The organism is Pseudoalteromonas thalassia, assembly GCF_049257215.1.
Taxonomy (GTDB): Bacteria; Pseudomonadota; Gammaproteobacteria; order Enterobacterales; family Alteromonadaceae; genus Pseudoalteromonas; species Pseudoalteromonas lipolytica_C.
This window is the reverse complement of sequence record NZ_JBMMUE010000001.1, coordinates 179,249-193,482: the sequence shown is the minus strand read 5'-3', so window position 1 is coordinate 193,482 and position 14,234 is coordinate 179,249. Positions and strand designations below refer to the sequence as shown.

Below are 14,234 nucleotides of genomic sequence, written 5' to 3'. Positions count from 1 at the left end.
GCGTGAGTACTCATAAAGAGCCTAATAAATGTTATATACCACTGCTATGCAAAAAGTTTTCCAACGTTTCTTTGACGCGGGTTTTAACTGTCATATCCAAAGATGACTGCGGGGTTTTGATTTCACAACCACCACGTTCTAAGGTTGGCTCTGCAACTAACTGCCAATGATTATCTGCAATAGTTTGTTCGCCATAGCTTTGTGTAATTAATGCTATGTCATCAGGATGTAAGTGAATACGTACTTTCGCTTGTTCTTCGCCTAATGCGTCAATGGCCTGCTTTAATGCATGCAAGATGACTTCTGGTGAGGTTTTAATTTCTTGGTAAACTAATACCTCAGTTAGCATGACCGCTAACTGCACCAACTGCTTCTCTGCACTTTCATCAACTTTTGCTAATGGTTGAGATAAGCTATCAAGCAAACTTCTCAGTGTGGTTAACTGCTCTTCTAAAATTGGCTTTATTTCTTCTTGACCTTGCTCTTTACCTAGTTCAACGCCTTCTTTAAAGCCTGCTTCTTTGCCTTCATGAGCCCCTTTTTCAAAGCCATCAATATAACCTTGCTCATGACCTTGCTTAAGCCCTTCTTCGTAAGCATCTTGGCGAATTTTTTCAAGCTCTGCCATGGTCAGAGCAGGAATTTCCGGCTCTTCGGGCTGTTCTTCTACCGCTTGTTTTTGACGCTCCTTGCGGTACATGTCAGCTAAAGGCGTACCATAGGCAGTTGAACGTCCAGCCAACTTTCTGGTGTCTTGTGCAACATCAGGAATTGGCCAGTTTTCAAGAAGTTCATCCACTGCTTCACTAGGGTGAATTGGCCGACCTTTATGTAAAGAAGGTTTAGACATGGTTTATAGGAACTCCTCACCACCGCCGCCGCCAAGCATTATTTCGCCTGAGTCAGCTAAACGACGTGCTGTCGACAAGATTTCTTTTTGTGCAGCTTCAACTTCACTAATACGCACAGGTCCCATCGCCTCAAGGTCATCTGCTAATAGCTCAGCAGCACGTTTCGACATGTTACTTAAAATCTTCTCTTTCAGTGCTTCATCTGTTCCTTTAATTGCTTTCATAAGTACATCTTGTTGTACTTCACGAAGAATTGCTTGAATGCCTCGGTCTTCAACATCCATTAAGTTTTCAAATACAAACATGAGATCTTGGATTTGTTGCGACATTTCTTCGTCATGCTCTCGGATCGAATCCATCAACTGACCTTCAATATTGGTATCTAGGTAGTTCATGATATCTGCCGCTGCTTTCAAGCCGCCCATTTTCGCAGCTTGCGCACCTGCTTGACCTGCGAACTGTTTCTCCATGATTTCGTTTAGCTCTTGGAGTGCTGCTGGTTGAACTTCTTCAAGGTTAGCGATACGCATGGTTAAATCTAAGCGCACTTTTTCAGGAAATTGCGACAAGATTTCAGCTGATTGCTCAGGCTCTAAATATGATAAAACAATAGTTTGGATCTGCGGGTGCTCATTACGAATAATATTCGCTACCTGCTTTGAGTCCATCCACTTCAGTGAATCAAGGCCTTTGGCGCCAGAGCCCATAACAATTTGGTCAATAAGGCTGGCAGCCTTATCTTCACCAAGTGCCGCTGTAAGCGCTTTTTTGATAAAGTCTTCAGATTGGAAACCTATGGTGCTGAAGCTTTGAATTTGCTCAATAAACAAGTTGTGAACAGCGCTAATTTTCGCTTGTGATAAATCATCCAGCGCCGCCATCGCCATACCTACTTTCTGTACTTGCTTAGGCTCTAAATGTTTTAGAATTTGCGCAGCATCTTCTTCCGATAAACTCAGCAATAAAATAGCTGCTTTATCGACACCGTCTAATTTATCAACATCAAACGCCGGTGGTAGTTGTTTTTGTTCTTGATCAGTCATCTTCAGTTAACCACGCTTTCACCACTTGAGAAGACAGTTCTGGTTCATTAGCAACCAATGCACGAACTGCTTTGAGTAAATCTTCATCGCCATGTAAATCTGGCAGCTGTAGTGTACCATCACTTGAGAATCCTACAGCAGCAGAGTCAAAGTCTTTATTTAGCATATCTAGCGTGCTATCACCAATATCTACACCCGCACTTAACGCATCTTCATCATACTCTTCAAGTGTATCGTCTGGGTAGATTAAGCGTTTCAGCATTGGTTTAACAACAGCCAAGATAAGTACGATAATAACCAAGGCACCTAACGCTAAGCGAAGCATTTTCATGAACCAGTCTTGTTCCCACAGCGGCACTTCAATCGCCATTTCTGTGTTTTCACGAACAAACGGAACTGTGACTACTTCAAGTGCATCACCACGTTGCATATCAAAGCCTACACCACCTTGTAGTAAACGACGAATATTTGACAATGCTTCGACAGAACGAGGCACCATAGTCGTTTCACCGTTTTCACCAACTTCTGGTACGTAATCAACAGCGACTGATACGCTAATACGACGAATAACACCTGTTTGCTGACGCTTATGAGAAATCGTGGTATCTAACTCGTAGTTGCGTGTTGCTTCTTTGTGAGAACGGCTAGGGTTAGTCGCTGAGCCTGCACTGCCTTGACCTGCAATTTCAGGAATATTCGAGTTTGCAGGTGGCTGATTTGTAAGCGCACCAGGAATACCTACAGCAAGACCGCCGATGTTATTTTCTTCGAAAGTCGTTTCGCTTCGCACTGCTGGTAAATCAGGGTTATAGCGTTTTTGAGTTTCTTCTACTGCACTAAAGTCCATATTTAAATCAACTTGCGCAGTGTAGTTACCTAAACCAACCACTGGAATGAGAATGCTGTCGATTTTATTTAAGTACTCTTCTTCACGCTTGCGCTCTATTTCATACTCTTTACGAGAACGTGCAGCGAGTGAGTTTTGTGAGCCTGAGTTTAGTAAGCGACCATTTTGATCGGTAACAGTAACACGCTCTGGCGATAAACCTTGTACCGCTGAGGCAACAATATCAACCACTGAGTCAACTTCTTCACCATCAAGCGTACGGCCGCGTTTAAGTGTTAAAACCACTGTAGCTGAAGGTTGTTTTTCGCGACGAGCAAATACGTTTTCTTTTGGAATAGCTAAAAGTACTTTGGCGCGAGTAACATTTTTTAGCTCTTCGATAGTGCGAGCAAGTTGTTGCTCACGACCATGTTTTAAACGTTCACGTTCTAGGCGTTGGCTTACACCAAAGCCCATATCTTGCATGATGATGTCAGTGCCTGAGCTTGGCGCTTGCTCAAGGCCTTCACGAGCCATCAATAGCTTAATGTTTTGGTATTCACCTTCTTCAACAGAGATGACATTACCATCGAGTTCGTAATCAATCTTTTGCGCGTCTAAAAAGTCTAGCGTTTGAATAAGCTCTTCCGTTGGCATTTTACCAAGCGGACGCATATCTGGCTGACGTGCCCAAATGATAATAAAAATTGCGATAGCCAAACAAATTGCCAAAGCAATCACTAAAGTAACCTGGCGTAAAACATCTACACCGTTTAAGGCACTTAAGTAGCCTGACTTTTGCTCTTGTTGATCATCAGTATCGGTAGAATCGATACCGCCGCCTGCTAGGGCTAGATCAGTTGATTGATTAGATTGCGCCACGATAATTCTCCACTACCTAGTTACACAGGCATGTTCATGATTTCTTTATATGCTTCAACAAGTTTATTACGAACCTGTACCGTTGCTTCGAATGCAACTGATGATTTTTGTGAAGCAATCATCACATCTGCAAGCGATACACTGCGATCACCCATTTCAAGAGCCGTCACTTTTTGCTTGGCTTCTTGTTGCAAGCCATTCACTGTATCTAATGCATTGGTAAGTAGATCACCAAATTGTGCCGTTGATGTAGGCTGTGTCTGAGTTGGTAAATTTGTAATTGAGTTACTACGGCTAGCTTCAAGGGCCATAGATTGCATTTCTTGAAATAATGCGCTGTTTTGAACTTTCATAATACTCTCTGACAATACAGTTTACTTATAAACTGATAAAGCACAAACCGTGCCACAAAATAAAACCAACATTTTCAATGGCTTACACCGTTTATTTTGCTTGTCAGAGTTTTGACAGCAAACAAGCCCACATGCTGTGAGCTTGTTTGACACTGTTTTGGAAGGGGGATTAGGCTGGCAGTGCAATCCCAAGATCGCGCATCTGCGCTAGCTTATATCGCAAGGTGCGGGGGCTAATACCTAAGGTCTCAGCCACCTCTTTTCGCTTACCATTACAGCGTGCGAGGGTTTCTAAAATAATACGATGCTCTTTGTCTTTAAGCTCGTCTTTGTAATTACCTTGCTCACTCACCTGTGGCACTGTATCTAAATTAACTTCAACGGGTTGCTCTTGATACACTGGTGCATTGTGCGGTGGCGTAGCAACTGACTTTATCTCTACCGTTAGTAACTCTTCAATGAAGACATCATCTTCATGAATGCTGTTACCATCACATAATATCAGCGCACGTTGAATAACATTATCAAGCTCTCGCACATTACCCGGCCAAGCATGTGTTAGCAGCTTTTGCTTAGCTGACTCGGTCAACATAGCAATGGGTTCTTTACTTTTCAGACAATGGCGCTCAATTAAATGCTCTGCCAATACAACAATGTCGCCCGGGCGTTCTGCTAATGGTTTCCACATCAGCGGGAACACATTTAAGCGATAATATAAATCTTCTCTAAATAGATTTTCACTAACCGCTTCTTTTAAATCACGGTTACTCGTAGCTAAGACACGAACATCAAGCTCAATCGTTTTACGGCCGCCTAAGCGCTCTACTTCACGCTCTTGTAGTACACGCAGTAATTTTGCTTGCAGACCTAAATCCATCTCGGTGATCTCATCAAGTAAGATGGTACCGCCTTGTGCTTGTTCAAATTTACCAGGGCAGGCCTGGATGGCACCGGTAAACGCGCCTTTTTCGTAACCAAATAAGGTTGCTTCAAGCATATTTTCAGGAATAGCGGCACAGTTAATGGCAACAAAGGGAGCATCTGCACGATTCGATTTATCATGAATATAGCGGGCTAACACTTCTTTACCTGAGCCACTTGGGCCAAGTACCATAACACTGGCATCTGAACGCGCTACTTTGCTCGCAAGTTCGAGTAACTTAATACTCGATGGATCAGCAACAATTGGCCCGTCTGTTTCTTTTTCCTTTTCGGGTAAATAACGACTGACCATATTAAGCAATACTTCTGGGGCAAATGGTTTTGCCATGTAATCAATCGCACCTAAGCGCATTGCCTCTACAGCATCATCAATAGTGGCATAGGCTGTCATCATAAGTACAGGTAGTTCAGGGTAGTTGAGCTTAATACTGCGTAATAGGTCAAGACCGCTCATCGCGCCCATTTGTACATCGCTGACCACTAATGAATACGTGCCTTGTTTTAACAGCACCATTGCTTGCTCAGCACTATCTGCTGCGATGCAATCAATTCCTGACATTTCGAGTGTATCAATCAAAGCTTCTCGTAAGCCTGCGTCGTCTTCAACGACTAAAATTGCGTTCGTATTCATTTTGCCTCCGCTGACGTAAATTCTGCACTTATTGGCAGGATCAAGCTAAAACATGCCCCCCCATGGGCATTATTAGTCACTTCAACCCGTCCTTGGTGCGCATTAGCGACTGAACTCACAACAGCAAGTCCAAGGCCTGTGCCTTGGCTTTTTGTAGTAAAGAAAGGTTCAAATAATTTCTCGGCCTGACTCATATCTACGCCTGGACCGTTGTCACTTACACTGATGCGAACACTGTTATCATTTGCGGTGTCGCGCTCAGCACTAAGCGATACTTCTGCATGTTTGCCAATTATTTGAATACTGTTATGAATTAAGTTTTGAATCGCACTGGCAAGTGCGGTTTTATTACCCACAATCTCAATGTCTGGTTCTGGCAAGTTAACAGCTAAGGTACTTTGGTTTTGTGCAACCATTGCATCCGCCCCCGCTTTTACTTCATTGAGTAACTGTTGCATCGAGACACTTTCAACAACTTGCTGTTCGCCACTTTTTGCAAATAACAGCATGTCATTTACTTGGGTTTCTAAATCTTTTAAACGTGACATTAATTTAGTATGAAAATTACCACGCGAGCTTTCTGGTAAACGCTTTGAACCCAAGTTTGCGGCATAAAGCATGGCGGCTGACAACGGCGTTCTGACCTGATGAGCAAGCGAAGCAACCATTTTACCAAGCGCACTTAAGCGCTGCATATGTGCTACTCGCTTTTGTAAACGCCTAGTTTCCGTTAAATCTGTCATTAAAATTAACTGCCCTGGCTCAGGTGCAAGCGCAGTAATATCAAGCTTTATTAAACGCCCATCTTTGAGTGATACCTCATGACCATCATCTTGCTTTGGTCGAAATGAGCGCTGAATAACGCTAAACCATTTTTCACCTTCAAGCGGTTCACCCAGCATATCAATAGCAATTTGATTTGCTTTTGCAATCATGCCTCGACCATCTAAAACCACAACGCCCGCAGGCATAGTATGCACTAAATGACTTAGCCAACTAGCTTGCTGGCGAAGCTCACTCAACTCGCCAACATACTCTTCTTGCTGTAAGCATGGGTTATATTGATTAGCTGTGATAAATTGTGGTTTTAATACATGTGCCAAGGCCATAATCGATACTCAAAAAATCGTGTCTACACAGCTAAATGCACAATTCATACCATAATTATTTTTGTTTTATTTCAATAAATTAAAGTCAAAATAAACACCGACAAAAAAATGACATTTGCGAGGGAACAATGCAAAAAGAACACCACTGTCGCTGCCCGTGGCTCGACACCAGCAAAGAAGATTATGTGGCCTACCACGACCAAGAATGGGGGGTGCCATTATATGATGATCACCGTTTGTTTGAGTTTATAACCTTAGAGTCAGCACAAGCCGGGCTTAGTTGGTATACCATACTTAAAAAGCGTGATGGCTATCGCAGCGCCTTTAAAAACTTTGTTGTTGAAGAGGTTGCCAAAATGACTGAGGACGACGTCGAGCGGTTAATGCAGTTTGATGGCATTATTCGTAATCGAGCCAAGATCGCCGCGACTATCAATAACGCGCAGCGTTTTATTGAAATTCAAAAAGAGTTTGGTAGTTTCTCAAACTACCAATGGCAGTTTGTAGGTGGTAAGCCTTTGGTAAACAACCTAGATAAACTAGAGGATTACCCGGCTATTACTGAAGCCTCCACAGCATTTGCCAAAGATTTAAAAAAGCGTGGTTTTAAGTTTTTAGGCCCAACGACTGTGTATGCGCACATGCAGGCCTGCGGTATGGTGAATGATCACAGTAATGATTGTTTTAGAAAAGCCGAAATCGTGAGTGAATATTAGCCGCAAATCTGCAGAAACATGCTTTATGTAGAGAGCATTAAACCTACCGCGAGTTAATCTCGCGATAGGTTATACTTTTTCATCTTCTCAACGAGAGTTGTACGGCGTACACCTAAGATTTCAGCCGCACGCGCTACGACATAATCATAGCGCTCTAATGCTTGGCTAATTAAGCTGATTTCAAGCTCAGCAAGGTACTCTTTCAGCTCAATGCCTTCATCGGGTAATAAACCAGAGTCAACCGTTGTTGCTGGCGTATCAAGCTCTTCGTCTTCGTAATCACTAAAGCCTGTGCTAAAAATATCGTTGAAAGCATCTCGTTCCATCAGCTCTTCAGGGTACTCAGGCTCATAGGCTTCGACCTCAATGTAACGATATTTAGCTGGTAGGTCTGGCACATCAACCACTTTATCAGGGAACATAATGACCATGCGCTCTACTAAGTTGGCTAGCTCACGGATATTTCCCGGCCATGCATGCTCTTTTAAGCTTTGAATTGCCCGTTCGGTGAATTTTGCTGTTGTGCCACTTTGCTCATTCACACGGCGCATTAACTCTTTTAAAAGTAGAGGAATGTCGTCAGCACGCTCACTTAGCGAAGGGTTTTCAATTGGAAACACGTTTAAGCGATAAAAAAGGTCTTCGCGGAAGTCGCCCTTTTCAATCATTTCTTCAAGATTACGATGAGTTGCAGCAATAATTCGTACATCAGCTTGAATAGGCTTTGTCCCACCTACTCGTTCATAACTGCGCTCTTGTAATACTCGTAAAAGCTTAACCTGCATTTGCAGTGGCATGTCACCAATTTCATCTAAAAACAGTGTACCGCCTTGTGCTAATTCAAAACGCCCTTTTCGCGCTGAAATTGCCCCAGTAAACGCCCCTTTTTCGTGACCAAATAACTCACTTTCAAGTAATTCACCAGGAATAGCACCGCAGTTTACTGGCACAAATGGCCCGCTATTTCGTTTAGATAGTAAATGAACGTTGCGTGCAACAACTTCTTTACCTGTGCCTGACTCACCTAAGATCAGCACATTGGCATCGGTTTTTGCTACTTGCTCAATTAAAAAGCGCACATCTTTAACAGCTTCGGTTTCACCTACTAAACCATCAAATGATTTGTTAGATTTAGCTTGTTTATGGTCACCCGGTAGCATGCGCTGATATTGCTGACAATCATGCAATAGCTGAGTAGTTACATCATGGTTAAATGGCTCACAAATTAAACCTACTACATTTGCAATGCTTAGTAACGGTTTGAGTGTTTCACCAATTAATAAAAACGGAATGGCAGGAAACTGTTTGATCACAGCCTCGTGATTTAGCTGCTGTAAAGCACCAAGAATGACCATACATTCTTGCTGTTGATGTTTTTCACAAAAAGACTGTAATGTAGTCTCATCAACTAATTGTGCAGTTTCACCAATGAAGGTAAGTGCTGCATGTAAACCTATCGCACGATTATTATTATTGTCTAAAATTAAGATCATTATTGGCGAACCACAGTTACCACGGGGTTTGTTAATGTTAAATTGTAAGCGAGTTTAGGAGGGATGCAAGCGCTAAGCGGCAATTTATTGACATCAACGCCAAAAAATAGTCACTTAACGCCTAAAAACAAGACTAAAGTATTAAAGCAAACCTAGGATAGATTCTGCTGAACGATTCGCTTGACCACGTAAAGCGATTGAAGCTTGCGACAAAATATCGTTAGCTACTTGATCAGACACTGCTTTTGCGTAATCAGTATCTTCAATGCGGCTTCGACTCGCAGCAATGTTCTCTCGCTGGTTACCTAAACCTTTTATCGTACTCGCCAAGGTGTTTTGAAAAGCACCAAGTTCAGCACGCTGATTATTAATCTCTTCAGCAGCTTGATCGCTGATATCAATGGCCGCTTGCGCACCTGCTTGGGTAGATATATCAATACCCGCAATCACAGAAGCAATACTGCCATCAGATGGCGTTACTGATTGCGTCGTGTTGGCATCAGGACCAACCTGAAACGACACTTGCTCACCATCAAATAAAGGTTTGCCAGCAAATGTCGCATTTTCAAATGTTTCTGAAATTTGCGTTTGCAATTGTGACACTTCTTCTTGAAGTGCTGCTCTGTCAGTATCTGTGAGCGCACCGTTACCCGCTTGGATAGACAGCTCTCTAATGCGTGATACTGCATCATTTACACCTGATAGGTTTGATTCAGTAACTTGTGAATAAGAAATACCATCGTAGGCATTGTTGATAGCTTGGCTATAACCATCTTGCTGCGATGTTAATCTATCAATAATTTGCAGTGCAGCGGCATCATCTGCTGCTGAGTTTACTTTTTTACCTGACGCTAATTGCTCAGCAAGCTTATTACCTGTTTGCTGAGTCTGATTTAAAAACCCGGTATTGGGTGATTGAATTTTCATGGCGGCCTCCGACAAACCGATTGCTTAAATTATAGCTTAATTTGCCAAAATTTGTACTTTGTACCATGGTTTAGATAAATTAACTTGGCATCTGACTTGCTAGTGTATTAGTTAATAGTTAAATTACTGAGAATTGTGTCAAAATTCTCACTTTGCGTATCAAACGCCAATGATAAATAACTCGGGTAACACTATGTTCGACAATAAAACAATTTTAATTACCGGTGGTACCGGTTCATTCGGTAAAAAATACGTCAAAACGTTATTAGAACGCTTTAAACCTAAAAAAATCATTATTTTCTCTCGGGACGAACTAAAACAGTTTGAAATGCAGCAAGAGTTTGACCAACCGTGTATGCGTTATTTCATTGGTGATGTACGCGATAAAGAAAGACTTCGCCGTGCCATGCGCGGCGTGAACTATGTGATTCACGCAGCAGCATTAAAACAAGTTCCTGCCGCTGAATACAACCCAATGGAATGTATCAAAACTAATATTAATGGTGCTGAAAACGTCATTGATGCAGCCCTTGATAATAACGTAGAAAAAGTCATTGCACTGTCGACTGATAAAGCAGCGAACCCAATCAACTTATATGGCGCAACGAAGCTTGCATCAGACAAACTATTTGTTGCCGCTAACAATATTGCTGGCGGCCATAAAACAACCTTTTCAGTAGTAAGATACGGTAACGTAGTGTGCTCGCGTGGCTCTGTAGTGCCTATTTTCCAAAAGTTTATCGACCAAGGCCGTGACCATATTCCGATTACTCATGAAGAAATGACCCGCTTTTGGATAAGCCTGCAACAAGGTGTTGATTTTGTTCTAACTAATTTTGAGCGTATGCTGGGTGGTGAGATTTTCGTGCCGAAGATCCCTTCAATTCGTATTACTGATCTTGCCAAAGCCATGGCTCCTGATTTACCAGTTAAAATTATCGGCATTCGTCCTGGTGAAAAGTTACATGAAGTTATGTGTCCTGCCGATTTATGTTTTGAAACTTACGAATATAACGACCACTTTGTCATCGCCCCGGGTATAACATTTAGTAGTCGTAGTAATGATTTTACGGTGAACGCACTTGGTGAAAAAGGTGAGCAAGTTGCCCAAGGCTTCGAGTATAACTCTTTAGATAACCCAGATTATATGAGCATTGAACAGATTAAAAACTTCAATGTTCAAGCGTTACTGTAATACCTATTATGACAAATAAGCTAATTCCCTACGGTAAGCAAAGTATTTCTCAAGATGACATCAACGCTGTAATTGATGTATTAAAGTCTGACTGGTTAACGCAAGGACCTGCTGTTCCGGCATTTGAAAGTGCCATTGCAGAATATTGTGGTGCTCACTATGCCTGTGCCACTAACAGTGCGACTTCAGCGTTACATATTGCTTGCCTTGCTTTAGGCGTAGGTAAAGGTGACATCGTATGGACATCACCAATCTCATTCGTCGCATCAAGTAACTGCGCACTGTATTGTGGCGCAAGTGTCGACTTTGTTGATATCGACCTTGAGACAGGCAATATGTCTGTTGTTGCCCTTAAAGAAAAACTAGCGATAGCCAAACAAAACCAGCAACTCCCTAAAGTTGTGATCCCAGTTCATTTAGCAGGCCAGTCATGCGATATGGCAGCAATCAATGAACTTGCCAAAGAGTATGGTTTTAAGGTTATTGAAGATGCCTCGCATGCTATTGGCGCGAAGTACAAAGATAAGCCTGTTGGCAGCTGTGTTTATTCAGATATTACTGTGTTTAGCTTTCATCCAGTCAAGATAATTACATCTGCTGAAGGGGGTATGGCGGTTACCAACTGCGCTGAGCTCAACAAAAAAATGAGCCGCTTGCGAAGTCATGGTATTACTAATATTCCTGAAGAAATGACCGAGCCAAGTCACGGCCCTTGGTATTATCAACAGTTAGAGCTTGGTTTTAATTATAGAATGACTGATATGCAAGCCGCTTTAGGACTGAGTCAGTTAAAGCAGCTAGACAACTTTGTATCAGTGCGAAACGACATTGCAACAAAATATAACCATGCATTTGCAAACTCAACGCTAGCTCATTTAACACAATCGAATGAGTGTTACTCTAGCTACCATTTATATATTGTTCATTTAACACAGTGTGATGTAGAAAAACACAAGTCAGTCATTACAGGCATGCGCGAGCAAGGAATTATTGCTCACTTGCATTATATACCTATCCATTTACAGCCTTATTATCAAGCTTTAGGCTTTTCGGACGGTGATTTTCCAAATGCAGAAAGCTACTACAAACAGGCTGTTACTATTCCTCTGCACCCAACCATGACAGCAGATGAGCAGCAATTCGTTATCAATACATTGATTGGTTTAGTATGAAGCTTGCTCTAGGTACAGTGCAATTTGGCTTGAATTACGGTGTCAGTAATAAGCTTGGTCAACCAAGCATTGCCAAGGCTCATGCCATTTTAGATATTGCAAAAGACGCCGGCATTACAACAATAGATACCGCTCTTGGTTACGGCGAGAGCCACCAAGTGTTGGCATCCTATCCTTCGATTAATGACAGCTTTAACATAGTTACTAAGTTACCTCCTCTACAAGAAGAGCAGTTCTCTAATAAGGATGTAGATAATTACATTGCATTAATTGAGCAATGTTTTTCAGATTTTAAAACTCAAAAACTAAACGCAATCCTATTTCACCAAGCAAGCGACATTGAGAAACAAGGTGTAGCGCCCGTTTTAGCATATTTAAAACAACGGCAATTAGAAAATCAATTAGCGAGTAAAGGGGTTTCTTTGTATTCAGGTGCAGAGGTGGATAGCTTTACACAGTTGAGTGAAATTAACCTTGTGCAAATACCTTATAATGCATTTGATACCTACTTTAAAGACACTGGCGCTCTTTCATTACTAAATAAAAACAAGACTCAAGTGCACGCTAGATCTTGTTTTTTACAAGGCTTGTTATTAATGCCCATCAATGAGTTAGCTAGTTACTTTAAACCTTGGAAGCAAGATTTAGAATCATTTCATCAGTTAGCGCAGCATCTTGGTGTGTCGACACTCACACTCAGCCTTGCATATGCTTTAAAAGAAGATGAAATAGCTAAAGTTGTTGTTGGTGTGAACTCAGAGTCTGAGTTAGAGCAAATTTTAGAGGCCTATCAGAGCAGCATCAAAATATCTCAAGACGTGCTTAAGGAAATGACTGTTTATGACCCAAAACTCACCAATCCAGCAAATTGGCAACTATAAAAAGTTTAGAAAAATGATTGATTGCCGATAAATGGCTATGATCAAAAAAGGCAGATACATATATGAATGACAACAAAAAACAATTAAAACTTGCCTTTATAGGCGGTGGCAATAACTCAGCTGTAGGCTATGTTCACTTCGCCGCAAGTCAACTCGATAATAAATTTGCAGTTGTTGCAGGCGCTTTTTCAAGAAACCCCGATGAAAATAGTGCAACAGCACAGAGGTGGGGAATTTCAGAGAAGCATTTGTACAACAATTGGGAAGAGCTTGTCGAGCAAGAGAAAAACCATGTTGATGCATTTGTTATACTGACACCAACGCCTCACCATATTGAAGTAATAACCAAACTTCTGAAAGCGAATATACCTATTATTTGCGAAAAAGCCCTTGTTACTGGCCCTGCTGAAGTCGCTGAAATTGAAGCCTGCTACGATAAAAACAAACACTTTCTAGCCGTTACATACAACTACAGTGGCTATGCGATGGTCAGAGAGTTAAAACACCTAGTAAAGCAAGGTGTGCTTGGCACTATTCAAAAAATTCACCTTGAAATGCCACAAGAGGGGTTCAGAAGGCCGCCAGATATTGCAGGTAAACCTTCAATGCCACAAGCATGGCGTTTAAAAGATTTTGAAGTGCCAACCATTTGCTTGGATTTAGGGGTGCATTTACATCACTTATCAACATACTTACTTGAAATGGAGCCAACAGAAACAATCGCACAATTTACTAACCATTCTCAATATCCTAATTTAATTGATGATGTAAATATGTTGCTGAACTACCCAAGAAACATAAAGGGCAGTATGTGGATGTCAAAAACGGCGATTGGCCACCGCAATGGGCTTCAAATTAGAATATATGGCGACAAAGGGAGCGCTCGTTGGTTCCAGCTAAACCCTGACGAATTAGAATTAAACTACAATGACGGCCGCAGAGAAATCTTAGATAGAGCTGGGCAATGTGAGTACGCTAATCAATTTAGATATAATCGAATGAAACCTGGGCACCCTACAGGATTCGTTGAAGCCTTTTCAAATCTTTATAGCGACATTCATATGGAATTATCATTATTTAAAGCTGGAGAAAGGAAAAATAAAGACTATGTATTTGGGTTAGAACAAGCAAGCCATGGGCTTAACTTGTTCTTAGCTGCAAAACTCTCTGTTGAATCTGGGTCTTGGGAAAAGATCGAAGTATAGTTTCTTAA

13 protein-coding genes are annotated in these 14,234 nt (G+C 41.7%); 5 read left to right on the top strand and 8 right to left on the bottom strand.

The features are described 5' to 3' along the window. Positions 1-31: 31 nt before the first annotated feature. From fliH to AAEU31_RS00915, 6 genes are all read right to left on the bottom strand, one after another. Positions 32-850 (bottom strand): flagellar assembly protein FliH, encoded by an 819-nt coding sequence (fliH, locus tag AAEU31_RS00940; protein WP_135923860.1) that lies wholly within the window; start codon positions 848-850, stop codon positions 32-34. Positions 851-853: 3 nt separating this feature from the next. Further along, positions 854-1,894 (bottom strand): flagellar motor switch protein FliG, encoded by a 1,041-nt coding sequence (gene fliG, locus AAEU31_RS00935; protein ID WP_036970138.1) that lies wholly within the window; start codon positions 1,892-1,894, stop codon positions 854-856. Next, on the bottom strand, positions 1,887-3,602 hold the full coding sequence (fliF, locus tag AAEU31_RS00930) for a flagellar basal-body MS-ring/collar protein FliF (RefSeq protein ID WP_135923859.1): 1,716 nt from the start codon (positions 3,600-3,602) through the stop codon (positions 1,887-1,889). Before fliF ends, fliG begins: the two co-directional genes overlap by 8 nt. A 20-nt stretch (positions 3,603-3,622) precedes the next feature. Continuing rightward, a complete protein-coding gene (gene fliE, locus AAEU31_RS00925; RefSeq protein ID WP_135923858.1) occupies positions 3,623-3,955 on the bottom strand; it encodes a flagellar hook-basal body complex protein FliE in 333 nt (110 codons plus the stop codon). A gap of 169 nt (positions 3,956-4,124) precedes the next feature. Beyond that, positions 4,125-5,528, bottom strand: coding sequence for a sigma-54-dependent transcriptional regulator (locus tag AAEU31_RS00920; protein WP_135923857.1), 1,404 nt, complete (start codon positions 5,526-5,528; stop codon positions 4,125-4,127). Beyond that, entirely contained in the window at positions 5,525-6,637 is a 1,113-nt protein-coding gene (locus AAEU31_RS00915) for a sensor histidine kinase (RefSeq protein ID WP_135923856.1), read from the bottom strand. Before AAEU31_RS00915 ends, AAEU31_RS00920 begins: the two co-directional genes overlap by 4 nt. 128 nt (positions 6,638-6,765) lie before the next feature. On the opposite strand from AAEU31_RS00915, the gene AAEU31_RS00910 reads away from it, so the two are divergent. Next, positions 6,766-7,353 carry a DNA-3-methyladenine glycosylase I gene (locus AAEU31_RS00910; protein ID WP_135923855.1) on the top strand — a complete coding sequence of 196 codons (588 nt, stop codon included), beginning with the start codon at positions 6,766-6,768 and terminating at the stop codon, positions 7,351-7,353. Positions 7,354-7,406: 53 nt separating this feature from the next. Here the strand turns inward: AAEU31_RS00910 and AAEU31_RS00905 are convergent, their stop codons facing one another. Both AAEU31_RS00905 and AAEU31_RS00900 read right to left on the bottom strand, forming a co-directional pair. Then, positions 7,407-8,846, bottom strand: a complete 1,440-nt coding sequence (locus AAEU31_RS00905; protein WP_421966171.1) for a sigma-54 dependent transcriptional regulator — start codon at positions 8,844-8,846, stop codon at positions 7,407-7,409. Between the two features lie 141 nt (positions 8,847-8,987). Further along, the gene (locus tag AAEU31_RS00900) at positions 8,988-9,773 is read right to left on the bottom strand and encodes a flagellin N-terminal helical domain-containing protein (RefSeq protein WP_421966170.1); all 786 of its coding nucleotides are present in this window, start codon (positions 9,771-9,773) and stop codon (positions 8,988-8,990) included. Between the two features lie 193 nt (positions 9,774-9,966). On the opposite strand from AAEU31_RS00900, the gene pseB reads away from it, so the two are divergent. From pseB to AAEU31_RS00880, 4 genes are all read left to right on the top strand, one after another. Further along, the gene (gene pseB, locus AAEU31_RS00895) at positions 9,967-10,968 is read left to right on the top strand and encodes a UDP-N-acetylglucosamine 4,6-dehydratase (inverting) (RefSeq protein ID WP_421966169.1); all 1,002 of its coding nucleotides are present in this window, start codon (positions 9,967-9,969) and stop codon (positions 10,966-10,968) included. An 8-nt stretch (positions 10,969-10,976) separates the two neighbouring features. Further along, positions 10,977-12,140, top strand: coding sequence for a UDP-4-amino-4,6-dideoxy-N-acetyl-beta-L-altrosamine transaminase (pseC, locus tag AAEU31_RS00890; protein WP_421966168.1), 1,164 nt, complete (start codon positions 10,977-10,979; stop codon positions 12,138-12,140). Next, positions 12,137-13,021 (top strand): aldo/keto reductase, encoded by an 885-nt coding sequence (locus AAEU31_RS00885; RefSeq protein ID WP_421966167.1) that lies wholly within the window; start codon positions 12,137-12,139, stop codon positions 13,019-13,021. The genes pseC and AAEU31_RS00885 overlap by 4 nt, the downstream gene beginning before the upstream one ends. A gap of 62 nt (positions 13,022-13,083) precedes the next feature. Then, positions 13,084-14,226 (top strand): Gfo/Idh/MocA family protein, encoded by a 1,143-nt coding sequence (locus AAEU31_RS00880; RefSeq protein WP_370317390.1) that lies wholly within the window; start codon positions 13,084-13,086, stop codon positions 14,224-14,226. Positions 14,227-14,234: the final 8 nt, after the last annotated feature.